The 26,115-nt window shown below is 62.9% G+C and carries 28 protein-coding genes, 1 tRNA gene and 1 pseudogene; 13 read left to right on the plus strand and 17 right to left on the minus strand.

Annotated elements, in window-relative coordinates; translation table 11 throughout:
• Positions 1–53 precede the first annotated feature (53 nt).
• Positions 54–407, plus strand: a complete 354-nt coding sequence (locus ACP2YO_RS00495; RefSeq protein ID WP_426443501.1) for an endonuclease domain-containing protein — start codon at positions 54–56, stop codon at positions 405–407.
• A gap of 79 nt (positions 408–486) precedes the next feature.
• Here the strand turns inward: ACP2YO_RS00495 and trpB are convergent, their stop codons facing one another.
• The 6 genes and pseudogenes from trpB to rpsA all read right to left on the minus strand — a co-directional run bounded on the left by trpB (position 487) and on the right by rpsA (position 6,537).
• Positions 487–1,704, minus strand: a complete 1,218-nt coding sequence (gene trpB, locus ACP2YO_RS00500) for a tryptophan synthase subunit beta (RefSeq protein ID WP_426438154.1) — start codon at positions 1,702–1,704, stop codon at positions 487–489.
• A 181-nt stretch (positions 1,705–1,885) separates the two neighbouring features.
• Positions 1,886–2,536: pseudogene (locus tag ACP2YO_RS00505) on the minus strand (phosphoribosylanthranilate isomerase); the annotation flags it as partial.
• 78 nt (positions 2,537–2,614) lie between these two features.
• Positions 2,615–3,010 (minus strand): lipopolysaccharide assembly protein LapA domain-containing protein, encoded by a 396-nt coding sequence (locus ACP2YO_RS00510; RefSeq protein ID WP_426438155.1) that lies wholly within the window; start codon positions 3,008–3,010, stop codon positions 2,615–2,617.
• A 71-nt stretch (positions 3,011–3,081) separates the two neighbouring features.
• On the minus strand, positions 3,082–3,405 hold the full coding sequence (locus ACP2YO_RS00515) for an integration host factor subunit beta (RefSeq protein WP_044537904.1): 324 nt from the start codon (positions 3,403–3,405) through the stop codon (positions 3,082–3,084).
• A gap of 171 nt (positions 3,406–3,576) precedes the next feature.
• Positions 3,577–4,554: a signal peptide peptidase SppA gene (gene sppA / locus ACP2YO_RS00520; RefSeq protein WP_426438156.1), complete on the minus strand. Its 978-nt coding sequence runs from the start codon at positions 4,552–4,554 to the stop codon at positions 3,577–3,579.
• A gap of 273 nt (positions 4,555–4,827) precedes the next feature.
• Complete coding sequence (gene rpsA, locus ACP2YO_RS00525; protein WP_426438157.1) at positions 4,828–6,537, minus strand: 30S ribosomal protein S1; 1,710 nt, start codon at positions 6,535–6,537, stop codon at positions 4,828–4,830.
• A 486-nt stretch (positions 6,538–7,023) separates the two neighbouring features.
• Here rpsA and ACP2YO_RS00530 point away from each other — a divergent pair, with 486 nt between their 5' ends.
• Positions 7,024–7,197 carry a hypothetical protein gene (locus ACP2YO_RS00530; protein ID WP_426438158.1) on the plus strand — a complete coding sequence of 58 codons (174 nt, stop codon included), beginning with the start codon at positions 7,024–7,026 and terminating at the stop codon, positions 7,195–7,197.
• Positions 7,198–7,266: 69 nt separating this feature from the next.
• Here ACP2YO_RS00530 and cmk read toward each other — a convergent pair whose 3' ends face one another.
• Genes cmk through aroA form a run of 3 tightly spaced genes read right to left on the minus strand, consistent with a single transcriptional unit; the run spans position 7,267 to position 9,678 of the window.
• Positions 7,267–7,896, minus strand: coding sequence for a (d)CMP kinase (gene cmk / locus ACP2YO_RS00535; protein WP_426438159.1), 630 nt, complete (start codon positions 7,894–7,896; stop codon positions 7,267–7,269).
• 6 nt (positions 7,897–7,902) lie between these two features.
• The gene (locus ACP2YO_RS00540) at positions 7,903–8,295 is read right to left on the minus strand and encodes a hypothetical protein (RefSeq protein ID WP_426438160.1); all 393 of its coding nucleotides are present in this window, start codon (positions 8,293–8,295) and stop codon (positions 7,903–7,905) included.
• A gap of 45 nt (positions 8,296–8,340) precedes the next feature.
• Positions 8,341–9,678: a 3-phosphoshikimate 1-carboxyvinyltransferase gene (gene aroA / locus ACP2YO_RS00545; RefSeq protein WP_426438161.1), complete on the minus strand. Its 1,338-nt coding sequence runs from the start codon at positions 9,676–9,678 to the stop codon at positions 8,341–8,343.
• A 144-nt stretch (positions 9,679–9,822) separates the two neighbouring features.
• Here aroA and ACP2YO_RS00550 point away from each other — a divergent pair, with 144 nt between their 5' ends.
• The 3 genes from ACP2YO_RS00550 to ACP2YO_RS00560 all read left to right on the plus strand — a co-directional run bounded on the left by ACP2YO_RS00550 (position 9,823) and on the right by ACP2YO_RS00560 (position 10,782).
• Positions 9,823–10,233, plus strand: a complete 411-nt coding sequence (locus ACP2YO_RS00550; protein ID WP_426438162.1) for a TIGR02300 family protein — start codon at positions 9,823–9,825, stop codon at positions 10,231–10,233.
• A gap of 100 nt (positions 10,234–10,333) precedes the next feature.
• Positions 10,334–10,409, plus strand: a tRNA-Ala gene (locus ACP2YO_RS00555).
• Between the two features lie 133 nt (positions 10,410–10,542).
• On the plus strand, positions 10,543–10,782 hold the full coding sequence (locus tag ACP2YO_RS00560) for a GIY-YIG nuclease family protein (protein ID WP_426438163.1): 240 nt from the start codon (positions 10,543–10,545) through the stop codon (positions 10,780–10,782).
• A gap of 11 nt (positions 10,783–10,793) precedes the next feature.
• Here the strand turns inward: ACP2YO_RS00560 and ACP2YO_RS00565 are convergent, their stop codons facing one another.
• Complete coding sequence (locus ACP2YO_RS00565; RefSeq protein ID WP_426438164.1) at positions 10,794–11,255, minus strand: MarR family winged helix-turn-helix transcriptional regulator; 462 nt, start codon at positions 11,253–11,255, stop codon at positions 10,794–10,796.
• Between the two features lie 163 nt (positions 11,256–11,418).
• Here ACP2YO_RS00565 and ACP2YO_RS00570 point away from each other — a divergent pair, with 163 nt between their 5' ends.
• The 8 genes from ACP2YO_RS00570 to ACP2YO_RS00605 all read left to right on the plus strand — a co-directional run bounded on the left by ACP2YO_RS00570 (position 11,419) and on the right by ACP2YO_RS00605 (position 18,967).
• Complete coding sequence (locus ACP2YO_RS00570; protein WP_426438165.1) at positions 11,419–11,844, plus strand: organic hydroperoxide resistance protein; 426 nt, start codon at positions 11,419–11,421, stop codon at positions 11,842–11,844.
• A 281-nt stretch (positions 11,845–12,125) separates the two neighbouring features.
• Positions 12,126–13,328 (plus strand): CaiB/BaiF CoA transferase family protein, encoded by a 1,203-nt coding sequence (locus ACP2YO_RS00575; RefSeq protein WP_426438166.1) that lies wholly within the window; start codon positions 12,126–12,128, stop codon positions 13,326–13,328.
• 200 nt (positions 13,329–13,528) lie between these two features.
• Entirely contained in the window at positions 13,529–14,848 is a 1,320-nt protein-coding gene (ugpB, locus tag ACP2YO_RS00580) for a sn-glycerol-3-phosphate ABC transporter substrate-binding protein UgpB (RefSeq protein ID WP_426438167.1), read from the plus strand.
• A 164-nt stretch (positions 14,849–15,012) separates the two neighbouring features.
• Positions 15,013–15,894: a sn-glycerol-3-phosphate ABC transporter permease UgpA gene (gene ugpA / locus ACP2YO_RS00585; RefSeq protein ID WP_426443502.1), complete on the plus strand. Its 882-nt coding sequence runs from the start codon at positions 15,013–15,015 to the stop codon at positions 15,892–15,894.
• Entirely contained in the window at positions 15,894–16,742 is an 849-nt protein-coding gene (ugpE, locus tag ACP2YO_RS00590) for a sn-glycerol-3-phosphate ABC transporter permease UgpE (RefSeq protein ID WP_426438168.1), read from the plus strand. Before ugpA ends, ugpE begins: the two co-directional genes overlap by 1 nt.
• Positions 16,743–16,862: 120 nt before the next feature.
• Complete coding sequence (locus ACP2YO_RS00595) at positions 16,863–17,942, plus strand: sn-glycerol-3-phosphate import ATP-binding protein UgpC (protein ID WP_426438169.1); 1,080 nt, start codon at positions 16,863–16,865, stop codon at positions 17,940–17,942.
• A gap of 279 nt (positions 17,943–18,221) precedes the next feature.
• A complete protein-coding gene (locus ACP2YO_RS00600; RefSeq protein ID WP_426438170.1) occupies positions 18,222–18,647 on the plus strand; it encodes an Hsp20 family protein in 426 nt (141 codons plus the stop codon).
• A 50-nt stretch (positions 18,648–18,697) separates the two neighbouring features.
• Positions 18,698–18,967 (plus strand): DUF1150 family protein, encoded by a 270-nt coding sequence (locus ACP2YO_RS00605; protein WP_426438171.1) that lies wholly within the window; start codon positions 18,698–18,700, stop codon positions 18,965–18,967.
• A gap of 139 nt (positions 18,968–19,106) precedes the next feature.
• On the opposite strand, the gene ACP2YO_RS00610 is transcribed toward ACP2YO_RS00605, so the two are convergent.
• From ACP2YO_RS00610 to ACP2YO_RS00640, 7 genes are all read right to left on the minus strand, one after another.
• A complete protein-coding gene (locus ACP2YO_RS00610) occupies positions 19,107–19,391 on the minus strand; it encodes a hypothetical protein (RefSeq protein ID WP_426438172.1) in 285 nt (94 codons plus the stop codon).
• Positions 19,392–19,403: 12 nt separating this feature from the next.
• Positions 19,404–19,619 (minus strand): hypothetical protein, encoded by a 216-nt coding sequence (locus ACP2YO_RS00615; RefSeq protein WP_426438173.1) that lies wholly within the window; start codon positions 19,617–19,619, stop codon positions 19,404–19,406.
• A gap of 41 nt (positions 19,620–19,660) precedes the next feature.
• A complete protein-coding gene (locus tag ACP2YO_RS00620) occupies positions 19,661–19,903 on the minus strand; it encodes a hypothetical protein (RefSeq protein ID WP_426438174.1) in 243 nt (80 codons plus the stop codon).
• 49 nt (positions 19,904–19,952) lie between these two features.
• Positions 19,953–21,251, minus strand: coding sequence for a glycoside hydrolase family 130 protein (locus ACP2YO_RS00625; protein ID WP_426438175.1), 1,299 nt, complete (start codon positions 21,249–21,251; stop codon positions 19,953–19,955).
• A gap of 34 nt (positions 21,252–21,285) precedes the next feature.
• Positions 21,286–23,571 carry a glycosyltransferase family 4 protein gene (locus tag ACP2YO_RS00630; RefSeq protein WP_426438176.1) on the minus strand — a complete coding sequence of 762 codons (2,286 nt, stop codon included), beginning with the start codon at positions 23,569–23,571 and terminating at the stop codon, positions 21,286–21,288.
• Positions 23,572–23,954: 383 nt separating this feature from the next.
• The gene (locus ACP2YO_RS00635; protein WP_426438177.1) at positions 23,955–24,281 is read right to left on the minus strand and encodes a hypothetical protein; all 327 of its coding nucleotides are present in this window, start codon (positions 24,279–24,281) and stop codon (positions 23,955–23,957) included.
• A 249-nt stretch (positions 24,282–24,530) separates the two neighbouring features.
• Entirely contained in the window at positions 24,531–26,069 is a 1,539-nt protein-coding gene (locus ACP2YO_RS00640) for an AMP-binding protein (protein WP_426438178.1), read from the minus strand.
• Positions 26,070–26,115: the final 46 nt, after the last annotated feature.

Genomic DNA, 26,115 nt, shown 5'->3' on the forward strand with positions numbered 1-26,115 from the left:
TCGCTGTGCTATACCTCTCCCCTCCGGGGAGAGGTCGGCTGCGCAGCAGCCGGGTGAGGGGGATAGAGCGGCTCAAGGCAAGAGCGCGACGCCTCCGCGCGTCACAGACGAGCGCCGAGGCGAAGCTTTGGCAGGCGCTGCGCAATCGAAGATTGGCGCGGTGGAAATTTCGTCGCCAGCACCCGATTGGCCGGTACATCGTCGATTTCGTCACACTCGATGGCAAGCTGATCGTTGAAGTAGACGGCGTAACGCATTCGTCCTCATCAGAAAGAAAGCGCGACCAAGCGAGGACCGAGGTCCTCGAAGCTTGCGGCTTTCTCGTTGTGCGGGTCTCCAACACGGACGTGTACGAGAACCTCGAGGGCGTCCTCGAAATGATCGAAACCTCAGTTCGGTTCGATTGAGTGGAAAGACCCCTCACCCGGCTGCTGCGCAGCCGACCTCTCCCGGACGGGGAGAGGTGAAGAAAGCGCGCCTCGCCTCTCACGTCTTCCTGCCCTTCAAGATGTCGCCGACCTGCGGCACGTCCTTGTCGCCGCGGCCGGAGAGGTTGACCACCATCAGATGATCCTTGGGCCGCTGTGGCGCGAGCTCCGACAATTTTGCGATCGCATGCGCCGATTCGAGCGCGGGAATGATGCCCTCCAGCCGCGACAGCAGCTGGAAGGCCGCCAGCGCCTCCTCGTCGGTCGCCGAAAGATAGGTCACGCGGCCGGTCTCGTGCAGCCAGGAATGCTCGGGACCGATACCGGGATAATCGAGCCCGGCCGAGATCGAATGCGCTTCCTCGATCTGGCCGTCGCTATCCATCAGGAGATAGGTGCGGTTGCCATGCAGCACGCCCGGGCGCCCGCCGGCGATAGACGCAGCATGGAGCTGGGTCAGCCCATGGCCGGCCGCTTCGACACCAAAAATTTCGACCGAGGGATCATCGAGGAACGGGTGGAACAGGCCCATCGCGTTCGAGCCGCCACCGATGCAGGCAATCAATGAGTCAGGCAAGCGTCCTTCGGCCTCCTGCATCTGCTGGCGGGTCTCGTGGCCGATGATCGACTGGAAGTCGCGCACCATCATCGGATAGGGGTGCGGGCCCGCGACGGTGCCGATGCAGTAGAACGTGTTGTGCACGTTGGTGACCCAGTCGCGCAGCGCGTCGTTCATCGCGTCCTTCAGCGTGCGCGCGCCCGACTGCACCGGGATCACCGTGGCGCCCAGCATCTCCATGCGGATCACGTTGGGCTGCTGCCGCGCGACATCGACCGCGCCCATATAGACCACGCATTCGAGCCCGAAGCGTGCGCATAGCGTCGCGGTGGCAACACCATGCTGTCCGGCACCGGTCTCGGCGATGATGCGCTTCTTGCCCATGCGGCGCGCGACCATGATCTGGCCGAGCACGTTGTTCACCTTGTGCGAGCCGGTGTGGTTGAGCTCTTCGCGCTTCAGATAGATCTTGGCGCCGCCGAGATGTTCGGTCAGACGTTCGGCGAAATACAGCGGCGAGGGCCGGCCGACATAGTCCTTCAGATAGCCGTTCATCTCGGCCTGGAATGCCGGATCGGCCTTGGCCTCGGCATAGGCCTTTTCCAATTCGAGGATCAGCGGCATCAGCGTTTCCGCGACGAAGCGTCCGCCGAAAATGCCAAAATGCCCGCGCTCGTCGGGCCCGCTGCGGAAGGAATTGGGCAGGTTTGGATTCATCGAACCATCAGTTCTTTATACGGTTGAGCGACGCGGCCTCTTCTCCCTCGCCCCGCTCTTGCGGGGAGAGGGTTGGGGTGAGGGGCTCTTGCCGCAGATTTGATGACAAACGCGAACGCGGAGAGCCCCCCTCACCCGGATCGCTGTCGCGATCCGACCTCTCCCCGTAAACGGGGAGAGGTGAAGGAGAGCGGGTTGCGCGCGCGGTGCGGATGAAGGCGCGGATCAGCTCGGGGTCCTTGATGCCGGGCGAGCGCTCGACGCCCGACGAAACGTCGACGCCGCCGGCACGGGTGACGCTGATGGCCTCGGCGACGTTGTCGGCGGAGAGCCCGCCCGAGACCATATACGGCAAAGCGAGATCAAGATTCTCCAGCACGTGCCAGTCGAAGGTGGCGCCGAGCCCGCCGGGCCGTGTGGCATCCTTCGGCGCACGGGCATCGAACAGGATGCGGTCGGCGACGCTGGCATAGCCCGGCAGCGGCGCGAGGTCGGCCACGGTCTCGACCGGCAGCGCCTTCATCAGAGGCAGGCCGAATCTCTGCTTGATGTCGCGCAGCCGCGCGACGGTCTCCTTGCCGTGCAGTTGCAGGATATCCGGCCGCAGCGTCTCGATGATGTTTTCGAGCGTGGCATCATCGGCGTCGACCGTCAGCGCGACCTTGAGCGCACGACCCTTGGCGCGGCTGCCGAGATCACGCGCAACCTCGCGGCTGATATGGCGCGGCGACGGCGGAAAGAACACGAACCCGACCATGTCGGCGCCGGTCGCAAGCGCGACGTCGAGCGTCTCGCGCGTGGACAGGCCGCAGATTTTGACGAGCAGGGACATGATCTTGGAACGGTGTCTCTCAGAACGGGTTTTCGGGCGGCCGGAACCGGGTCGCGACCTGATCCGACGGGGCGGGTTCTACAACGTCACGCCCTGCTTGTCTCGCCCGGCAGACCCGTAGAACCCTGATAGGGCCGGCCCCGGAAGCCGCTGCGCGTCGCCGCGGGAGGCGGCCGCCGCGGCCTTGAGGTCGGCCAACTCGGAACGGGCCTGGCGCGCGTCGGCTTCGTGCTGCCGGGCGGCGCGGCGCCAGCGCCGCTGCCGGACCCAGGTTGCGGTGCCGCCGGCGATCACGCCCACGATCGCGGATGCGATGATAACGACGAACAGCGGCACCGGTGGCAGTGTGAGCGATGGGTCGGTCGAGTTGAAGGGATCGAACGACACCGTCACCAAATGATGGTTGGCGACCCCGAAGATGATGAGGATCAGTCCGAGCGGGACGACGACCAATGCCGTGAAGAACTTTCGCATGACAATCTCTCATGACGACGGAGAACGCGCGGGCGCTTTACCCGCAGCACGGCAACGCCCGATGTCGCGCGTTACGCGTCGGCCTTCGGCGCGTCGACCTCGGGCGCTTCAGCTTCGTCGCGATTGAGACGCTCGCGCATCTCTTTGCCGGTCTTGAAGAACGGCACGCTCTTCTGATCGACCGGCACGTGCTCGCCGGTACGCGGATTGCGGCCCGCCCGTGCCGGACGGTGCTTTACCGAAAACGCGCCAAAACCGCGCAGCTCGACGCGGTCGCCGCGGGCCAGCGCGGCGACGATCTCATCGAGAATCGCATTCACGATGTTCTCGACATCCCGCTGATAGAGGTGCGGGTTGTGCTCGGCGATACGCTGAACAAGTTCGGATTTGATCATTGAAAGTGGGATCCGGGATCTTGCGGAAGTCCATTTCCGTGAAAATGCCTTGCACTGTCAAGACGCTAAATCAATTTTGGGTGCCGCGAATTTGCGTGACAAATAGCCCAAACGGGGCATGCGGCGATTCCCGCAGAGCGGGAAGTGCCCAAAACTGCGCCTCCACGTCGATCAGTTGGTTCCGGCCGGGCTCCACAGGGCCAGCATGCCGTCGACCCCAAACCGGTCGACCGCCTGCGCCAGCCCGCCTTGCTCGATCCGCCGCGCGATGGCGCCGAGACCGAGTGCATCGAGCGTCACAGACGCCGCAGTGCGCAGGAATGTCAGGTCGCCGAAGCGCGGATTGAGCTTGTAGTCACGCACCGGCAGGTCGCTTTTGACCTTCTTCTCGGCGACAAGCCAGGCGATCGCGGTGTCCTCGTCGCCAAGCTGGTCGATTAGCTTGAGATCGACCGCCTGCCGGCCGGTGAAGACGCGTCCGTCCGCAACCTTTTGCAGCAAGGCGTCGTCCATGCCGCGCCGCTCCTTCACCAATCCACGGAACCATGCATAAGAATCCTTCACCAGCGCGTCGATCGCGTCGTGTGCTTCCGGGCTGGTCGGCTCAAAGCCATTCGGCGCCGCCTTCAGCGGCGAAGATTTGATCTCTTCCATCTTCACGCCGACGGTCTTCAGCAGTTCGGACACGTTCGGGAACTGGAACAGCACGCCGATCGAACCGACCAGCGAGGTCTGCTGCGCGACGATGTGGTCGGCCGCAATCGCGGTGATGTAGCCGCCTGAAGCGGCCAATCCCTCGACGACGACGACGAGCGGCTTCTTGGCCTTCAGCTGCATCAGCGAATCATAGAGCTGCTCGGAGCCTGCGGTGGTGCCGCCGGGCGAATTGATGTGCACAATGACTGCTGCGTATTGCGACTTCTCAAGCCGCTTCAGCGCCTCGACGCGCTCGTTATCGCTGCGGATCAGCCCTTCGATGGTGATGCGCGCGATCGCACCCCTCGGCGCGAACATGCCGCGCCCGCCACTGGCGATCACAGCCACGCTGACAATGGCCGCGATCGCAACGACCGCGGCGGCGACGCGCCAGAACGTCAACTTGCGTCTGATCCGGCGGCGATCGACGATCACGTCTGAATCCAGCGACATCGAATTTCTCCAGGAATGGCTGCGCGTTTTGCAGCCGCAGCATCATTATATCCCTAATCAAATACATCAATTGCGGTGCAATATGAAGAAAACAAGGCTCGCGATATATCCAAAGCGTCCGTAGCCCGGATGAAGCGAAGCGTAATCCGGGTCGACTTCAAACCGATGGCAAGATCCCGGATTTCGCTTCGCTCTATCCGGGCTACGATTTGACAACAAAAAAGGCCCCGGCTTGCGCCGGGGCCCAATTGTTCGCCTAAATCGAGCGAATGCTTACTTGTCGCTGCCGCGGTTCTTCAGCGCGGTGCCGAGGATGTCGCCGAGCGTCGCTCCCGAATCGGAGGAGCCGTACTGCGCGATGGCTTCCTTCTCTTCAGCGACTTCCAGCGCCTTGATCGAGACCTGCACCTTGCGGGCCTTCTTGTCGAACTGGATGACGCGGGCATCGACCTTCTCACCGACGGCGAAGCGTTCGGCGCGTTGATCGTTGCGGTCGCGGGCCAGCTCGGACCGCTTGATGAAGGTGGTGAACTCGGTGCCCGAGATCCTCACCTCGATGCCGCTTTCCTTGACCTCGAGCACTTCGCAGGTCACGACGGCGCCCTTCTTGACGTCGCCCGGCTCCGCGAAGGGGTCGCCTTCAAGTTGTTTAACTCCGAGGGAAATGCGCTCCTTCTCGACATCGACATCGAGCACCACGGCCTTGACCATGTCGCCCTTCTTGAAGTTGTCGATCACCTGCTCGCCCGGAAGCTTCCAGTCGAGGTCGGAGAGATGGACCATGCCGTCGACGTCGCCGTCGAGGCCCAAGAAAAGTCCGAACTCGGTCTTGTTCTTGACTTCGCCTTCGACCGTGGAGCCGACCGGGAACTTCTCGACGAACACTTCCCAGGGGTTGCGCATGGTCTGCTTGAGACCAAGCGAGATGCGGCGCTTGACCGAATCGACTTCCAAGACCTGCACTTCGACTTCCTGCGAGGTCGAGACGATCTTGCCGGGGTGCATGTTCTTCTTGGTCCACGACATCTCGGAGACGTGGATCAGGCCTTCGATGCCCGGCTCGAGCTCGACGAACGCTCCGTAGTCGGTGATGTTGGTGACGCGGCCGGTGAAGCGGGCACCCAGCGGGTACTTGGCTTCGATGCCCTGCCACGGATCGTCCAGCAACTGCTTCATGCCGAGCGAGATGCGGTGGGTCTCGTGGTTGATCTTGATGATCTTGACCTTCACGGTCTGGCCGATCGTCAGCACCTCGGTCGGGTGATTGACGCGCCGCCAGGCGATGTCGGTGACGTGCAGCAGGCCGTCGATGCCGCCGAGATCAACGAACGCACCGTAATCGGTGATGTTCTTGACCACGCCGTCGATCACCTGACCCTCTTCGAGGTTCTGCACCAGCTCCTGGCGCTGCTCGGCGCGGGTCTCTTCGAGAACCGTGCGGCGCGACACCACGATGTTGCCGCGGCGGCGATCCATCTTGAGGATCTGGAACGGCTGCGAGTTGTTCATCAGCGGCGCAACGTCGCGGATCGGACGGATGTCAACCTGCGAGCGCGGCAGGAAGGCGACCGCGCCGTCGAGGTCGACGGTGAAGCCGCCCTTGACCTGGTTGAAGATGACGCCGTTGACCTTTTCGTTGTTCTGGAAGGCCTTCTCGAGCTTGCCCCAGCTCTCCTCGCGGCGCGCCTTGTCGCGCGACAGCACGGCTTCGCCGAGCGCATTCTCGATACGGTCGAGGAACACCTCGACGGTGTCGCCGACCTTCAGATCGCTTTCACGGCCGGGGCCGGCGAATTCGCGCAGCGCGACGCGGCCCTCGGTCTTCAGGCCGACGTCGATGACGGCCATGTCTTTCTCAATCGCAACCACCGTGCCCTTGATGACCGAGCTTTCCTGCAAATTGCCGCCGGCAAAGGACTCATCAAGCATCGCCGCGAAATCGTCGCGGGTCGGACTATAGGAAGCAGCAGAATTCGAAGCCATTTGTTCTCCAGATGCGGGATCTCGCCGGCCATTCGGGTTGATGGGTGCACCGCGCGTGAAGTGTCAGGGCTCCGCAAACCCTGACGACCGCTCGTTGCGGGAGGCGCAACAGCGGGCCGGCAGCAAAACTGCACGTTCGGTACGTTTGATTGATCCGGGACCTGAAACGAGAATATCGACTTCAAGACCGGGAGCGGGCGTTCCTCCAGATGCGGCTGGGGCTAAAACCCGTCACCGGCCCGCTCGGACACAGCCTCGACATGATCGATGGCGGCCCGGACGGCGCTGATATAGCCCCGAGGCGGCTTTTGAGCAAGCTGGAAATGCCGGATTTACGGGGCCTTAAGCCTGATGGCGCCCTCAAACCCCGCATTTCAACGCGTTGTTGACCGCGCCCCGCGAAATGGCCGGCGCCCAACCCAGGCCGGAACCTGCGCTTAAGCAGCCTACCGCAGGATGACGCCATTCAAAACACGGGGAATTCCAATGAAAAGCTTTGTGGTGCTGGCGGCGATCGCCATCGTGACGCTGGGAAATGCCGTTGCCGCGATGCCCAACGCTGTTTCGACCGAGCATGCCGTCTCGGCCCAGGCCTTTCAGCCGCTGTTGACCATGTCCGACCAGGAGCTGCCGTTCGACCGTTACTGGTCGAAAGACTGATCCATCGAGATCCTATGTAGAGCGCGATGACCCCGTCACCGCGCCCTTTCTCTTTGAGTCCCGGCTGGATCAGCGCCCGGCGCGAACCGCCTCGACGATGGCGATGGCGGCACGCACGCCGGCCTCGATGTCGAGATTGGAATTGTCCAGCGTGTGGGCGTCCGGCGCCGGACGCAACGGCGCAACGGACCGGTTCTTGTCACGCTCGTCGCGCTTGAGGATATCGGCCAGCACCGCTTCCTCGTCTGCGTCCTCGCCACGGGCACGAGCCTCCAGCGTCCGCCGCTTGGCGCGCACTTGCGGGTCGGCGACCACGAAAATCTTCACGTCGGCATGAGGGCAGATCACCGTGCCGATATCCCGGCCATCAAGCACCGCGCCGGGTGGATCGGCGGCAAACTGGCGCTGGAAGCTGACCAGCGCTTCGCGCACCTTGGGCAAGGCGGAGACGACGGATGCGGCATCGCCGACCTTCTGTGTCTTAAGCACCGGATTGCCGAATTTCTCGGGATCGAGCTCGAGTGCTGCCGCCACCGCCAGCGCCTCATCATTGAGGTCGGCGCCCACCGCCATCAACGCGTAGGCGACAGCGCGATAGATTACGCCGGTGTCGAGATGGCGATAGCCGTAATGGTGCGCGAGCCGCTTGCCGAGCGTGCCTTTGCCCGAGGCGGCGGGACCGTCGATGGCGATGATCATGGCGTCCTACGTGTTGGTTTGCCCGAGGCCACGAGCCCGCCGCAGCGGCCGTTCCTCGGTGAAAATGTTACGGGATGCGAACTCGCCGGGACTGCTGAAGGTCAGGAATTCGCGCATGGCGTCGGTCGGCGATGCCACGGTGAACCACGGGCTGTCCAGGCGTCGCAACGGATCACACACCCACGACGGAACGCAGCCGAGTCGGCGTTGCTTTGCCAGATATTCGGCCATCGCGCCGGCAAGCGCATAGAGCCTGGCATCCCCGGTAAGCTTCGGCTCGCCCTCGATCGTGGCATATTTCGCTTCATCCGTGACAGCCAGATCGAAGGCGTCGATCAACTTCGCCAGAGCAAGGTCTCTTGGCTCTCCCGCCAGAATCGCGTCAACCGCGGCGGCCAAAGTTCTCGGTCGCATCGACACCTCCTCAAGTCATCTGCGCCGGCCTCATGCGAAATCAGCTCCAAGTGCGCGCATCATCGGGATGAAATCCGGAAAGCTGGTGGCGATGAAGGCGGTGTCGTCGACCTTGACCGGCTTGTCGGAAGCCAGGCCCATCACCAGCGCCGACATCGCGATGCGATGATCCATGTGGGTCGCGACCAGGCCGCCGCCCGGAACATGGCCCCTGCCCTCGACGATCAGATCGTCGCCGGAGACCTCGACCTTGACGCCGTTGACCCGCAGCATGTCGGCGGTGGCCTCGAGCCGATCGGATTCCTTGACGCGCAGCTCCTGCAGGCCGCGCATGATGGTGGTGCCCTCGGCGAAGCTCGCGGCCACCGCCAGCACCAGGTACTCGTCGATCATCGAGGGCGCGCGCTCCGGCGGCACCTCGACGCCGTGCAGCTTCGAGGCGCGGACGCGCAATTGTGCCATCGGTTCGCCGGTGTCGCCGCGCACCTCGCTCTCTTCGATGGAAGCGCCCATCTCGCGCAGCGTGGTGAACAGGCCGGTGCGCAGCGGATTGGTCATGACGTCGGAGAAGACGACGTCGGAGCCTTCGACGATCAGCGCGGCCACCATCGGGAACGCCGCCGAGGACGGATCGGCCGGCACCACGACGGCGGCGCCGTGCAGCTCGGGCTCGCCTGACAGCGTGATCCTGCGGCCGTGGCTGCCTTCCTTCTCCGACGAGATCTCGGCGCCAAAATGCTTGAGCATCAGCTCGGTATGGTCGCGGCTGGCTTCCTGTTCGATCACCGTCGTGATGCCCGGTGCGGACAGCGCCGCCAGCAGGACGGCAGACTTGATCTGGGCCGAGGCGACCGGCGTCCGGTAGACGATCGGCACTGGATAACGTGCGCCGTGCAGGGTCAGCGGCAGCCGGCCGCCTTCGCCGATATCACTGGTCCGGGCACCCATCAGCTCCAGCGGATCGAGGATGCGGCGCATGGGACGCGAGCGCAGCGAGGCGTCGCCGTCGAACACCGCCTTGATCGGGCATCCCGCGACGGCACCCATCACCAGCCGGCAGCCGGTGCCGGAATTGCCGAAATCGAGCGCTGTGGCGGGCTGGGCGAAGCCACCAACACCGACGCCCGAGACCGTCCAGGCAAACGGGCCGGTCCGCTCGACCTTGGCGCCCAGCGCTCGCATGGATTTGGCGGTATTGAGCACGTCCTCGCCTTCCAGAAGGCCCGAAATGCCGGTTTCACCGACCGCAAGTGCCCCGAGGATGAGGGCGCGATGGGAAATCGACTTGTCGCCGGGAACGCGGACTTTGCCGGCCAGGGGGCCACTTGCGCGGGCTTCCAGCGGGGTCGGGGTGTCAGAATGAGCCAAGATTGTGTCCTCTCGCGCCGCGGCAGGTATCACATAGGCAACACCGCGTCACGCGCCCCTCAAATGCGCGCAAAGCGCTATTGACACCAGCGCCTCAACTAGCCAAGTGAAGCACCGTTTTTCAGCAAATTCTGGGATTACCACGTGGCCAAGTCCGACCTCGGAACCAAGCGCATTTGCCCGACCACGGGCAAGAAGTTCTACGACCTGAACAAGAATCCGGTGATCTCGCCCTACACCGGCGAGGTCGTGCCGATCGCGCCGGTCGCCCCGCCGCGGGGCCGTGCGGCGGCTGCCGCCGCTGCGCCGGCCGCCGCGGCCGATATGCCGGAGCCCGCGGAAGCCGAGGAATTGGTCTCGCTCGAGGAAGCCGATGCCGAGGAAAACACCGGCAAGGTCAAGGCCGTGGTTCCCGAATCCGAGGACGATATCGAGGTCGACGAAACCATCGAAGACGATGATGACGACGATTCGACCTTCATCGCCGACGAAGAAGAGGGCGATGAGGACGTGACCGACATCATTGGTGACGTCGGCGGCGACGAAGAGACTTGAGATCGGCGCCGATCTGTGGTGAAGGGTGCAGCCTCACGAGTCGCCTAGGGCTCGGGGCCGGGCAGGATCGCAAGGTCGCGCCCAAACTGGAAGACTTTAAGGGGCCATAGCTCAGCTGGGAGAGCGCTTGCATGGCATGCAAGAGGTCGGCGGTTCGATCCCGCCTGGCTCCACCACGCTTCGCCCTTCGGGCTACGCGTGGCGCAGCCGCGCGGAGCCTGATGGGCGAGGCGTGGTGTCCGGCGTAGCCCGAAGGGCGAAGACGGACTGCCAAGAATTCAACGTTCAAACCGACGGCTGCCAGTGCCGATGTGGTACGTCTACATCATCCGCAGCATCCATTTCCCGGATCAAGAATACGTCGGCGCCACTGAGGATCTGAAGCGACGACTCCCCGAGCATAGTGCCGGCAAGTCCACGCACACTTCAAAATTCAAACCTTGGGAGCTGGTCCGGTACTGCGCCTTCCCCGACAAATACAAAGCGTTTGCGTTCGAGAAGTATTTGAAGAGCCACTCCGGCCGCGCCTTCGCCAAGAAGCGCCTCTAGCCGCCGCCCCCCTATTCCCCCAACACCGCGTTCAGCCGATCCCTCAGCGCGACGATCTCGTCCTTCATCGCGATCAATTCCCCGACCGAGCAGGCCGATGCCGCCAGGATCGACTGCGGCACGGCCTTGGCCTTTTCGCGTAGCGCGTGGCCCTGTGGTGTCAGCGCGATCAGCACCTGGCGTTCGTCGACGGTGCTGCGGGTGCGCTTGATCAATTGCGCGGCCTCGAGCCGCTTCAACAGCGGGGTCAGCGTGCCGGAATCCAGGAACAGCCGTTCGCCGATGTCCTTGAGCGGAACGCCGTCGCGCTCCCACAATGTCAGCATCACCAGATATTGCGGATAGGTCAGGCCGAGCCGGTCGAGCAGCGGCTTGTAGACGCGGTTGAAAGCGTGCGCGGTCGAATAGACCGCAAAGCAGATCTGGTTGTCGAGCCGCAGGGCCTGGTCGGCCGCCGATAGTTTCCTGACCATGGGAGATCCCGTCAAAACCTGTCACATTCCACGTTCATTCTGGGCCAGCGGAGGCCGGGATTCAATTGCGGACAATTAAATGCGAGGCCTCCCATTTTGTATTGCACACAATATAGTTGCGTGCAATACATATACCATCGAAACCGAGCCAAGGGAGACCACCATGTCTGTGAACGTGCTCTACAAGACTAGCGCCAAGGCAACCGGCGGCCGTGACGGCCATGCCGCGACCCTCGACGGCGCGCTCGACGTCAAGCTCACCACCCCGAAGGAACTCGGCGGCGGCGGCGGCGGCGGCAACAACCCCGAGCAATTGTTCGCCGCCGGCTACGCCGCCTGCTTCATCGGCGCCATGAAGTTCGTCGCCTCGCAGGGCGGCCCGAAGGTCCCCGCCGACGCCTCGGTGACCTCGACGGTCGGCATCGGCCCGCGCGCGGCGGGCGGTTTCGGCCTCGCCGTTGAGCTCGCCGTCTCGCTGCCCGGCCTTCCCCATGCCGAGGCCGAGGCCCTGGTCGAGAAGGCCCACCAGGTGTGCCCCTACTCCAACGCCACCCGCGGCAATGTCGACGTGAAGCTCACCGTCGTCTAAATCCAAGCTGACTAAGTCCTGGCCGACCCAAAATCCGCGAGACGGAATGGCCCGCCCCACACGGCGGGCCGTTTGCGTTCCGGCGGCATGTGCCCGTGCGCGCCAGAGCGTTTTCGAGCGAAGTGGATGCCGGTTCGCGTAATGAAAACGCGTCAAAATAAGAATCTGGAGCCCCGTTCCGATTTCATCGGAACGGAAACGGCTCCAGGCCATTGCTGGCGCTTGCGAACCCCGTTAGCTCTGGGACCCCTGACGATCCCATCTGAGCGAAGGTTGCTTTCATGAATACCCCAGCGGCTACGGGCGCGATGACCGGACTGCGCGTGATCGATCTGACGCGCGTGCTCGGCGGCCCCTACTGCACCCAGATCCTCGCCGACCACGGCGCCGACGTGATCAAGGTCGAACCGCCCGCCGGCGATGAAGTGCGCGACTGGGGCCCTCCCTTCCACAAGGAGGACGCGGCCTATTTCGTCGGCATCAACCGCAACAAGCGCTCGATCGGCCTTGACCTCGGCTCCGAGGGCGGCCGCGCGGTGCTGATGAAAATGCTCGAAACCGCCGACGTGCTGATCGAGAATTTCAAACCGGGCACGCTCGACAAATGGGGCATCGGCAACGACGTGCTGCGCGGAAAATTTCCGCGCCTCGTGCATTGCCGCATCTCCGGCTTCGGCGCCGACGGCCCGCGCGGCGGCAATCCCGGCTATGACGCGATCATCCAGGCGATGACCGGCATGATCGCGGCGACCGGCTCGCCCGAGAGCGGGCCGATGCGGATCGGCGTGCCGCTGGTCGACATCACCACGGGGCTCTATGCGGCGATCGGCATCCTGATGGCGCTGTCGGAGCGGCAGCGCTCGGGGCTCGGCCAATTCCTCGAGACCACGCTGTACGAGACAGGTTTGGCCATCATGCATCCGCACACCGCGAACTATTTCATGCATGGCAAGCCGCCATCGCTCACCGGCAACGAGCATCCCAACCTCGTGCCTTACGCGATCTTCCCGACCAGGACCGACAACATCTTCATCGGCGTCGGCAATGACGGCACCTTCCGCAAGCTCGCCAAGGAGATCGGCAAGCCCGAACTCGGCACCGATCCGCGCTTTGCCCGCAACAAGGATCGCATCGCCAACCGCGATGCGCTGCGCGTCGAGCTCGGCGCCGTCTTCAGCGAGCACGAGGCCGAGCCGCTGTGCAATCGGCTGCTCGCCGCAGGTCTGCCCGCAGGACCGGTGCAGAAGATCGACCAGGCGCTGACCAACCCGCACACGATCCATCGCGGCGACGTCATCGAAAAGGATTGGTACAAGGGCGTGGCCTCGCCGATCCGGCTCGAGCGCACCAAGCCGAGCCTGCGCCGTACCCCGCCGAAATTCAGCCAGCACTCCGCGGAAGTGCTTGGCGAGTTCGGCTACTCGAAGGACGAGATCAACGCCCTGGTCGACAAGGGCGTGGTCTGCCCGACGCGCAAGCGCTGATCGCGCCTCCGATGCGGCGCAGCGTCACCCCTGAGGTTGCGCCGCACGCGCGCCGCTCACAAGCTTCGCCTTTTTTTACCGCTTCCCACCAGCGTTGCTTCCCCCCTACGATCGGCTGGCTTATACGGTCATTCACCCGTCATCCGGCGCTGCTAGGCGCAACGGCTTATCGATGGCGGTCCCAAGGGGAGGAATTTTTAATGGGTTTTCGGCAATTCGGCGCTGCGGCAGCAGTCGCGGTCACACTGGCATTCGGCGCCTCGCCCGCGCTTGCGGCGACGGAGATCCAGTGGTGGCACGCGATGACCGGCGCCAATAACGACGTCATCGTCAAGCTCGCCAACGACTTCAATGCCTCGCAGAGCGACTACAAGGTCATCCCGACCTACAAGGGCGGCTATGCCGACACGATGAACGCCGGCATCGCCGCGTTCCGCGCCGGCAACGCCCCGCACATCATGCAGGTGTTCGAGGTCGGCACCGCGACCATGATGGCCGCCACCGGCGCCGTCAAACCGGTCTACAAGCTGATGGCCGACGCCGGCGAGAAGTTCGATCCCAATGATTATCTGCCCGCGATCACCGGCTACTATTCGACCTCGAAGGGCGAGATGCTGTCGTTCCCCTTCAACTCGTCGTCGACCGTGATGTGGGTCAATCTCGACGCGTTGAAGAAGGCCAATATCGCGGAGATTCCGAAGACCTGGCCCGAAGTGTTCGACGACGCGAAGAAGCTGAAGGCGGCCGGCTACACCACCTGCGGCTTCTCCGGATCGTGGGTCACCTGGGTCAATCTCGAGCAGCTCTCGGCCTGGCACAACGTGCCGCTGGCCAGCAAGGCCAACGGTCTTGACGGCTTCGACACGGTGCTGGAATTCAACGGCCCGCTGCAGGTCAAGCATCTCGAGAACCTGGTCGAGTTGCAGAAGGATAAGACCTACGACTATGCCGGCCGTACCAACACCGGCGAAGGCCGCTTCACCTCGGGTGAGTGCCCGATCTACCTGACCTCGTCGGCCTTCTTCGGCAACGTCAAGGCGCAGGCCAAGTTCAACTTCACCGCGGCCCCGATGCCCTATTATCCCGACGTCAAGGGCGCGCCGCAGAACTCGATCATCGGCGGCGCTTCGCTCTGGGTGATGGGCGGCAAGTCGGCCGAGGAATACAAGGGCGTGGCCAAATTCCTGACCTTCCTGTCGGACACCGATCGGCAGGTCTGGATCCACAAGGCGTCCGGCTATCTGCCGATCACCAAGGCCGCCTATGCCAAGGCCAAGGAAGAGGGCTTCTACAAGGACCAGCCCTATCTCGAGACCCCGCTGCTCGAGCTGACCAACAAGCCGCCGACCGAGAATTCCCGCGGTCTGCGCCTCGGCAACATGGTGCAGCTGCGCGACATGTGGTCGGAAGAGATCGAGCAGGCGCTGGCCGGCAAGAAGACCGCCAAGCAGGCGCTGGACGCCGCCGTCGAGCGCGGCAACGTGATGTTGCGGCAGTTTGAAAAGACCGCCGTCCACTAAGACGACGCCCCGAGCATGATCCGGAAAGTTGTCCAGCGGCTTTCCGGAAAGATCCTTCTCAAATAAAGATCATGCTCAAATAACGAGAATGGATCATGATGCGATTTTGCATCATGGTCTGGACCGGCAGGCCGCATGATGCGGCCTGCCATTTTCAGGACCTCATGGAAAAGCAGTCGGTTTTTCAGTCAAAGCTGTTGCCCTACGCGCTGGTTGCCCCGCAGCTCGCCATTGTCCTGATTTTCTTCTACTGGCCGGCCGCGCAGGCTGTGATCCAGTCGTTTCTGCTACAGGACGCCTTCGGTCTTTCGACGACCTTCGTATGGTTCGAGAACTACGTCGAACTGCTCAAGGACCCCGCATATTTCGAGGCGATCGTCAGGACCTTCGCGTTCTCGTTCGCCATCGCGGTATCCTCGCTGTCCTTCGCGCTGCTGCTCGCCGTCATGGCGGACAAGCCGCTGCGTGGCGGCACGCTCTACCGCACGCTGCTGATCTGGCCCTATGCGGTGGCGCCGCCGGTCGTCGGCGTGCTCTGGATCTTCATGCTGCATCCGTCGCTCGGCGTTCTCTCGCGCTACCTGCGCGCGATGGGCGTCGACTGGAATCCGCTGCTCAACGGCGACCAGGCGGCACTCCTGATCATCCTCGCGGCCGCCTGGAAGCAGATCTCCTATAATTTCCTGTTCTTCCTGGCCGGGCTGCAGAGCATTCCGAAAAGCGTGTTCGAGGCGGCGGCGATCGACGGCGCCCGTCCGATGCGGCGGTTCTGGACCGTGACCTTCCCGCTGCTGTCGCCGACCATCTTCTTCCTGTTGGTCATCAACATCGTCTACGCCTTCTTCGACACCTTCGGCATCATCGACACGATGACCCGCGGCGGCCCCGGAAAGTCAACGGAAACGCTGGTCTACAAGGTCTATAGCGACGGACTGCTCGGCGGCAATCTCGGTTCTTCGGCCGCGCAGTCGGTCATCTTGATGGTCATCGTCATCGTGCTGACGGGAATCCAGTTCCGCTTTGTCGAACGCAAGGTGAACTACTGATGGTCGAGCAGGAAGGCATTCGCCGCTACGTCGCTCACGTCATCCTGTGGATCGGCATCGCGATCGTCGCATTCCCCGTCTATATCGCGATCGTCGCCTCGACCCAGGACAATGCCGCCATCGCCAACGGGCAAATGTCGCTGCTGCCCGGCGGCCATTTCTTCGAGACCTACTATCAGACGTTGTTCGTCGGCACGAGCGGCTCGACCCGCGAGCCGGTCCTCAACATGATGTTCAACTCGCTGGTCATGGCGATGGCGATCGCGATCGGCAAGATCGCGATCTCGATCATCTCGGCCTACGCGATCGTCTATTTCCGCTTCCCGTTCCGGATGCCGATCTTCTGGATCATCTTCATCACCCTGATGCTGCCGGTCGAGGTGCGCATCTATCCGACCTACAAGATCGTCGCCGACCTGCATTTGCTCGACAGCTATGCCGGCCTGTCGCTGCCGCTGATCGCCTCCGCCACCGCGACGCTGCTGTTCCGGCAATTCTTCATGACGGTGCCGGACGAGCTGCTGGAAGCCTCGCGGATTGATGGCGCAGGCCCGTTCCGCTTCTTCTGGGATACGCTGCTGCCGCTGTCGCGCACCAACATCGCCGCGCTGTTCGTGATCCTGTTCATCCTCGGCTGGAACCAGTATCTCTGGCCGCTGCTGATCACCACGCGCGACGACATGCAGACCATCCAGGTCGGCATCCGCAAGATGATCACCACGACCGACGCGCTGACCGAATGGCCCGTGGTGATGGCGACCGCCTTGCTCGCGATGGTGCCGCCGGTGTTTGTCGTCGTCGTGATGCAGAAGCTTTTCGTGCGCGGATTGGTCGAGACGGAAAAGTGAGAGGGCGAATGGCGAGTAGCGAATTGCGAAGAACGCGCTGGCTATCGCGGGACCCAAACGTGTCCCGCCGTACGTCCATTCGCCACTCCCTATTCGCCACTCGCCCGAGCGGAGCTCGCAATGGCTAACGTCACGCTGCGCAATGTCCGCAAGACCTATCTCGGCGGCTTCGAGGCCATCAAGGGCGTCAATTTCGATGTCGGCGATGGCAAGTTCTGCGTGCTGGTCGGCCCAAGCGGCTGCGGCAAGTCCACGCTGCTCCGCATGGTGGCGGGGCTCGAGACCATCTCCGGCGGCGAGATCGACATCGGCGGCCGCATCGTCAACCAGATCGAGCCCGCCGATCGCGATATCGCGATGGTGTTCCAGAACTACGCGCTCTATCCGCATATGAGCGTCTACAACAACATGGCCTATGGCCTGCGCAACCGCGGCATGGCCGAGGCCGAGATCAAGACCCGGGTCGAGGAGGCCGCGCGCGTCCTCGAGCTCGCGCCGATGCTGGAGCGCAAGCCGCGACAGCTTTCCGGCGGCCAGCGCCAGCGTGTCGCGATGGGCCGGGCGATCGTCCGGCAACCGAAAGTGTTCCTGTTCGACGAGCCGCTGTCGAACCTCGACGCCAAGCTGCGCATCGCCATGCGCGTCGAGATCCGCAAACTCCAGCGCCGCCTCGGCACCACGTCGATCTACGTCACCCACGACCAGCTCGAGGCGATGACGCTCGCCGATATCCTCGTGGTCATGAACGGCGGCCAGGTCGAGCAGATCGGCAATCCGCTCGACATCTATCAGAAGCCGGCGACGACCTTCGTCGCCTCCTTCATCGGCGCGCCGCCGATGAACCTGATGCCGCTTAATTCGGACGAGCTGAAGTCCCAGATATCGGGTGCCGATGGCGCCGGGATCGCCGGGATCCGGCCGGAGGATTTTATTCTCTCCAGCGAGACCGCATCCGGCGTCGTCGCGCTCGACCTGACGGTCGAGGCGATCGAGCATGTCGGCGCCGAGACCTTCGTCTACGGCAGCCGCCAGCGCGAGGGGCGCGGCGTCGCCGCCAACCCCGGCGAGCTGCCGCCCGGGGAAGTGATCGTCCGGGTTCCCGGCGCCACCGGACCGGCCATCGGCGAACAGATCCGGGCGGTCGCGCCCCGCGACAAATTGCACCTGTTCACGGCCGACGGCCGGAAGCGGGTCGGCTAAGCCCTTCGAGCCGGTCATTCCGGGGGCCATGTCAACGGGAACTACGATGTGCAATGGCGCATCGGAGAATCGCGAGCCAAGACCTCTGGATTCCGGGTTCGGGCGCTGACGCATCCGCCCCGGAATGACGGATGAGATCGGTTATGCGGCAATTAAGCCTGATTTCAGAGATGCTTGAACGCTACCCAAATCACCACCATATTAATCGTTGACCGGCGGCCTGCCGGTTGCATGGGGTGCCGCAAGGGCCCCTCAAAGTCGCTTCGAGAGGACTTTGTAATGTCTCGTGTTCCATCGTTGTCCAGTCCGTTCCTTCTGGGATTCGACGAAATCGAGCGTGCGCTCGATCGGGTCGTGAAGGGCGCTGACGGCTATCCTCCCTACAACATCGAGCGGTGCGATCGCACCAACGGTGCGCCCGAACGGCTGCGGATCACACTGGCGGTGGCGGGATTTACCCGCGACCAACTCGATGTGACCATTGAGGAAAATCAGCTCGTCATCCGCGGCCGCCAGCAAGACGACAAGGCCCGGCAATACATCCATCGCGGCATCGCCGCGCGCCACTTCCAGCGCACCTTCGTGCTGGCGGAGGGGATGCAGGTGCTGGGCGCGGATCTGAAGAACGGGCTGTTGTCGATCGACCTCGCCAGGCCAGAACCTGAACGGGTCGTTAAGACAATCGCTATCAATGAGCACGAATAATAGAAACCTGGAGCGGACTCGACCGCTTATCTGACTGAGGAGTCGAGACCATGAGTGACATGAGCACTACCACTATCGAATCGAGCAACGTGACACCCGAAGCACTGGCCCATCTGGGCGAGGGCCATATCGCCTATGTGAAGCAGGTCCGTTCCGAGGATGTGCCGGGACTATTTCCCGAGGCGCCTCAGATTGCGCCGGGCCTCAAGCTGTTTGCCCTCCACGCCGCCGACGGCACGCCGATCATGCTGACCGACAGCCGCGAAGCCGCGGTTGCGAACGCCTGGAGCAACGAGTTGCAGGCCGTCAGCGTCCACTGACGCCGGGCTGAACGTGATAGAAGCGAGTTCAAATGCGCGGGCATGCCTTGATATCGATCGAGGCGGCCCGCGCATTTTTTTGCAGGCCACCGCGAGGCGCGACAATCCGCGAACGTGACGCGATCCGATGCTCCCTGGTTTAACACAAACCGGCACGCGTCCGCAGGTCCGGCCTCTCGGCGAGCACGTGGAACAACCAGGATACGCATCGTTCGGCGGTGTCCAGGGCATCCCGCGCTGAAACGTAGCTAACGCCCGAATAATACTGCACCGGCGTCCATTGCCCGCCATCCTCGATGTCCCGCCTGAACTCCTCAAATCCGTAGCTGCCGTCCGCTCTGGAAAAGATATCCACGCATCGGTCGTGCTCGGCGTTTTCGATGCTGACAAAGACGATCCATGATTTGTCGATGCGCTTCGACATCAAGCTCTCTTGTCAGCTTTTGTCGCCCTTTGACTCATCCAAAGCAGAGATTTCTCCAGCGATGGCGCGGTCCAGGGCGTCGACCAGCGTCTGAAGCTCGACGAACTTGTTGCGTGCCCGCTCGGCCTTGTCACGATCAAACGGCGCGGCCAGCACTTTCGCATGCACGTCCCGGTCCTCGATCATGCGGCCACGGGCCTTCTTCAGGGTTTCCAGTCGCTCGCTCATTTGGGTTTCTCCGTAAGATATCTTCTCGCTCGTAACCTAACTCAATCGAAGGCAGCCGGGAGTTCGCCCTTCCGGAAGAATACAGTAGGCTCATCGTCATAGTCACCGATTTCGGGATCGCCGGTGGACGAGAACGCAACGACGGCGAGTTTGCTCAAAGCCAGCCTCTCCGCCGTTCGAAGGGCGCCGCTTGCCGTCTTGCAGACGATTGGTGAGTCGGGTTTCAAATGCCCGCCCTTGCCGGCGTTGAACGCTTGCACGACGTAGGTTGTTTCGCGGGTCATAATGGCTCCTTGACCTGTTGAGAAACGCGATTGGCGCCAACGAAGCCGCTCAGCGTTTCATCGCCTCCATGAGCGCTGAAATCCTGATTGTTGCGAAACTGGAGAAGGTATCCGACACGGCATAAGGCAAGACGATCTGGTCATTGTGCCTCATCGCGCCGCAGGTATAGACGACGTTCGGAACATATCCTTCGCGCTCGGATGGTTCAGGCCGCAACAGCGGCTCGCTTGAGCGCGCCAGCACCTTGGATGGGTCATGCTTGTCGAGCAGCGCCGCCCCGATCGAGTATTTGCGGACCGGGCCAACACCGTGCGTCAGCAGCAGCCAACCTTCATCAAGCTCGATCGGCGACCCGCAATTGCCGATCTGGACGAACTCCCAGGGAAATTCCGGCTTCAGAACGGCCTGGCCGCCTTCCCATGTGTAGAGGTCGTCTGAATAGATCAGGTACAGGTTCTCGTTATCCTGTCGCGCAATCATGGCATATCTGCCGCCGATCTTGCGCGGAAACAGCGCCATACCCTTGTTGCGTGCCGCAGCACCCCGCAAAGGCGTCAGCCGAAACGACATGAAATCGCTCGTCTCGATCAATTCGGAACGGATTGCGCGCCCGCTGTAGGCCGTATAGGTCGCGTAGTAGGATTTTCGATCGCCGTCGCTGAACTCGACAAAGCGCGCATCCTCAATCCCGTTCGACTGGGATTCGGTCACGGGAAAGATGACGCGCTCGCTGAGATCTTCCTCAGGCTTGAAAGCCAACTCGATACGCTCGCCGTCCGGCCCCGATACGCGATGGCAAATCCGGGGGAGCGAGGCGAGGCGAGCCGTGGGATCAACGGTCAGGCTGCCATCGGCCGCGATCGCTCCGGTTCGAAACGTCAGCGACGACACATGCCCCTCGCCGATGGCGCGGAGACTGATGATGACGCGCAGGCCGCCCTTCGGCGAACCCGATTGATCGGGGTGCGGTACGATGCTGGGATTGAACAGGGCGGATGCTTCGAACGAATATTCACTGAGGAAGTAGGCGCCCACCAACTGGCGCTGGGTCTTTGAGAACACGCCGTGTGTCGCGAAAGCGTCCTCCATTTCATCAGCGCGGGCTTCGAAGGTCTCCAGCAGGTTCCGATGCCGGCCCAGGAAATTGTCCAGCACGTCCGCGAGCAGAGCGGCAACGGCCTCCGGACCGAGTGCGAGAACCCGGTCGACGATATGATTTGCACGCATCTTGTCGGTCGGATTCAGGTCACGCGGTTCGGTCGCCGGCTTGAACGGCCGCACGATGACCCGCGCGGGATCTGGGCGCAGATAAAGCGCCTGCCGGTTCAGGAAAGTGGCTTGTGACACGGTATCCTCGGCTTGCTGGATTGGAGGGTCAAATTCAGGCGCCCACGGCGCGCAAGGCCGCCGGCTTCGTCAGGCTGGTGTTGAGGCGCGTAAGCTGACGCATCTCTGCGAGTCCAAGCAGATAGCAGACAACCGACTCGCCCCCGCGGTTTTCGTTGGCGCGATCGGGGTGCAGTCCATCGCGGCAGCTTCCGGTGTGCGGATCAACCAACGCCACTGACAGATCGTTGCTGCCGAGAAACCAGCCGAAGGCACGCGCCGCCATGGCTTTCCATTCGGAATCGCCGTTCGCACGCCACGCCGTAAGGCAGGCAGCGATCGTCGCGGTTGCTTCCACGGGCTGCTGATCGAAGGCGCGGGGTTGTTGCCGCTGCTCGCCGAAACTGGCGGTGCCGACCGGCCGGAACGCACCCGCCGCTGTCGTTTGTTGCGTCATGAGCCAGCGCAGAGACCTCAATCCGGCATCGAGGTACTTTGGCGCTTTTGTCGCCATGCCCGTCAGCATCAATGCCTGGGGCAATCGTGCGTTGTCGTAAGCCAGCCCTTCCTCAAACCACGCCCAGTCCGCCGTCTCGACCGATGCCAGACAAGACATCAACCTGTCGGCGAGAGAGCACCGGACTTCCCTGGCATGGCGATCGTCCAGAGCCACGACGCAATAAGCATCCAGACCAAGAAGCGCGAAAGCCCACGCGCGGGGCGAACGGAAGCTTTCCACGGTCGGCAATGCCTCGGCGAACAAGGCCGCTGCCCACCGGCGCCGCGACGGACTCGCATCACTGCGAGCGGCCTCGCCCAGGGCCCATAGCGTTCGCCCGTGACTGTCTTCGGAGCCCCTGTCTTCAAGCCAGGTTCGATTGAAGCCCATGAAGTTGCGAAATCGCCTGGTGTCGGGATTCCATGCATGCTGCACGAAAGCCGCAAAGCGGGTCGTCAGGACATCGGACAAAGGCTGTTCGCCCGGGTTGTTCAGGGCGCACGCCAGCAGCAACGCTCGTGCGTTGTCGTCGACGCAATAGCCGTGCGCGCGATCGGGTACCGAATGGACCGCGTGCTGGAACAGGCCGGTATCGTCGCACATCGACAGGAAGTGGCCGATCTGCATATCCGGCGGTGTAGGGCTGCGTGGCTCCGGCGAGCCCAGGTCGGAGCGCGCGAAGACCTTGGGCCGGTGAGATTGCCATGCATTCTCGAAGACGGAAATGTAACGCTCGGCCGTGCGCTCCCATGTCATGGTTCGGCTCGCCGCATAGGCGCGCCGGGACATCGCCTGCCGGCGAACGTCGTCGGTGAGCAATTTTGCGATTTCGCTGCCGATCGCCGCGGCGTCGCCGAAAGGCACCAGAACGCCGCATCCGTCGGCCAGCAACTCGCGCGCGTGCCAGTACGGCGTCGAAACGACCGGTTTCCCCAGTCCGAAGCTGTAAGCCAGGGTTCCCGAGGTCATCTGCGCCTCGTTGAGATAGGGCGTGACATAGACGTCGCACATCGAGATGAATTCGAGCAGCGTCGCCAGATCGACGAACCGGTCGAGGAACACCACGTGGTCGTCTATTCCGAGTTCACGCACCCGCGCCTTCAGGCCATCGCGATAAGCCTCGCCCTGGTTTCGAACCAGGTTGGGGTGCGTCGCACCGAGCACGACGTACTGCGCATCCGCGCAGCGTTTCAGAATCGACGGCATGGCATCGATCATGACTTCGATGCCCTTGTTCGGCGACAGCAGGCCGAATGTCAGGATGACCGACTTTTGTTCAAATCCGAGCCTGGCTTTCGCGGCATCGGGCTCGACGAAGGCAACATCGGGAATGCCGTGGGCGATGACCTCGATCTTGTCGTCCGGCACCAGATAGACATCGCGCAATAGCTCGCGGCCCTTGTTGGCCATCACCACGACCTTCGACGAGGCATCGACAATGCGTTCCATGACCGTACGTTGCCTGGCCGTCGGATTGGCCAGCACGGTATGGAAGGTCGTCACCACCGGCATGGTGAGGCGCGACAACAGCACGAGAATATGGGCCCCCGCTTCGCCGCCGAATATCCCGAATTCGTGCTGCAGGCACACGATTTCGAACTGGCCGGCATTGAGGAAATCCGCAGCGCGTGTGTAATCTTCGATATTGCCGTCTTTGATTTGAAAAGCGACCGCCGCAGGATAATCATAGGCCTGGCCGCGATCGGTCATCGCAACGATGCGAGTCTCCAAATCCGGGCGAGAAACCGATATCGCGTTCCGCAGGTCGGTCGTGAAGGTTGCAATTCCGCATCGGCGAGGCAACGAGTTGCCGATAATGGCGATGCGGCGGAGCGGCGTCATGCCTGCACCCCGGCAATCCACCGCGATCTCGGCACAACGGCGGATGCGGACGACGCCGCGGTCTTCCCGTTCGGCGGGCTGCTCCAGGAACGCAGATCGACGCGCCCTCGGCGTTTGCAGGCGATTTTTACCGAGGCATGCTCGATGATCATTTATTGTCCTGACCGGTAACGCGCATGTCGAAGCGACATGCCGTTGGTCGACTGCGTTCGGAAGATTTGGCGTGGCTAAGACGTCGCGCTTCGCGACAGGCGCTGTCGCAACGATCCGATTACGACATTCATTCAATTGGCTACTCTGACACTCGAGCGCAACCTTTGCGCGTGACGACGCTTGTCAGCCGCCCTCTATCTCATTCGTTCCTGCGCGCTTTGTCGCAAGCCTCAACAACCGCGACAGATGTTCTTTAACTGCGCCGCGATTCGAGCGTCCTCCGCAATCAGCGGGTCTTTGTATTCGGCTCGCGGCGCGCTCTTATCGACCGTCGGCCGCTCTTTCGTTTTCGGAGGAAACGCAGCGTCGTAACAGGCCAGGCGCGAATCAGTGCTTTCGATCGCGCGGCAGTTCGGTTCGGCGGCGAGGGCGTTTTGTGCGAATGCGCCGAGCGCGAGTGCGAGAATAAGCATCTTCATGGAGGTGCCTTTCTGGGCAATTGTCACACCAAGGATCTCATCATCTTTCTTGGCCCGTCGTTGCGCATCCCTATACATGCAGGGCGGCCGCAGCAGCTACCAGGAGCAGAAGAAACAATGGGACAATCAGCGGCGGCACGATCCAGTCGGCCGAGCGAAATTGAGGCATACGCGCTCCTCCTCTTTCGGCGGGAGCGCTTCTTACCCTCAGTCACCGATGGACGCCGTGGGAAGGGCGGTGATGATGCGACTTTACGCTCACGTTCGGCGAATAGCGAGCCTTAAACGCTGTGCGACATTAAATGCGATTTCGACCCAACGACCGTCCTAGCTGCCTGAACGCTCCGCCAGCCGCGCGCGGATGTCCGGCTTCAGAACCTTGCCGACCTTGGAGCGCGGCAGGTCGTCCCAGACTTCGATCTGCTTCGGCGCCTTGATGCTGCCGATCTGCTGCTTGACGAACGCGGCCAGTTCCGTTGCGTCGATGCTGTGGCCGGCGCGGGGCTGCACCACGGCGACGATGCGCTCGCCCCATTTGTCGTCGGGCAGCCCGATCACCGCGCAATCCTGCACCGCTTCATGGGCGCGCAGCGCATTCTCGACCTCGATCGAGTAGACGTTGAAGCCGCCGGTGATGATCATGTCCTTGGCCCGGTCGACGATGTAGAGGTAGCCGTCCTCGTCGAGGTAGCCGATGTCGCCGGTGTGGTGCCAGCCGTGCGCCGAGGCTTCCGCCGTGGCTTCCGGATTCTTGTAGTAGCCCTCCATCACCAGCGATCCCCGCACCACGATCTCGCCGCGCTCGCCGGTCGGCAGCAGATGGCCGTCGCCGTCCATGATGCCGGCCTGGACAAGCGGGCTGATGCGCCCGGCCGACGCCAGGCGCTCCATCGCGATCGTGCCGTCCGGATTGTAGTGCTCGTCAGGCGCCATCGTCGAGATCATCATCGGCGCTTCGGTCTGGCCGAACAGCTGCGCCATCGGCCCGATCCGCCGCACTGCTTCCGCCAGGCGCGTCGCCGAGATTGGCGCCGCGCCATACCAGAAGCATTGCAGCGAGCCTCGGTCGGCCGCGTCGAGCTTCGGATGGTCGAGCAGCATGTAGATCACGGTCGGCGGCAGGAAGGTGTGCGTGACGCGATAGCGCGCGATCAGCGCGAGGAATTCGCCGATATCGGGGTGATGCATGATCACGATGCGGCCGCCGCGCGTCATGATCGGAAAGCACAGCACGCCGGCGGCATGCGTCAGCGGCGCCAGCGCCAGATAGACCGGACGCCCCTTGAACGGATAGCCCATCAGCGTCAGCGCGGTCATCGCCTCGATGTTGCGCCCCGAGAGCATGACGCCCTTCGGCTTGCCGGTGGTGCCGCCGGTGCCGGGGATCATCGCTAGGTCGTCGATGGGTTCGCGCTGATAGTGGCCGTCGGCGACGCCGTTGAGCCAATTTTTGAACGACGGCGCAAACGGCAAGTCGGCATCGAGGCAGACCAGCGTGCGCAGCTTCGGCAGGTCGCTCCGCACCGTTTCCACCATCGAGGCGAAGCTCGAATGAAACAGCAGGAGATTACAGTCGAACGCATCGAGGATGAACTTGTTTTCGGCCGCTTCGTTGCGCGGATTGATCGGGCACCACACCGCGCCGGCCCGCGAGATGCCGAACACGCAGGCGAAGGCGATCGGATCGTTGCCGGAGAGGATCGCGACCTTCTCACCGGCGGCAATGCCCGATCGGTCAAGCCCGCGCGCGATCCGGTAACTCAGGCGCTGCACGTCGCGATAGCTGAGGTCGCGCCCATCCATGGTCAGGCACGGCGCATCGGCGCCCAGCGACGCGCCTTTGTCGAGGTAATCGATGAAGCGCATGGTCAATCCCACCGCAAGAGATGCGGGTGACGCAGGTAACTGCGCC

This window comes from Bradyrhizobium genosp. P, assembly GCF_049949265.1.
Classification (GTDB): domain Bacteria; phylum Pseudomonadota; class Alphaproteobacteria; order Rhizobiales; family Xanthobacteraceae; genus Bradyrhizobium.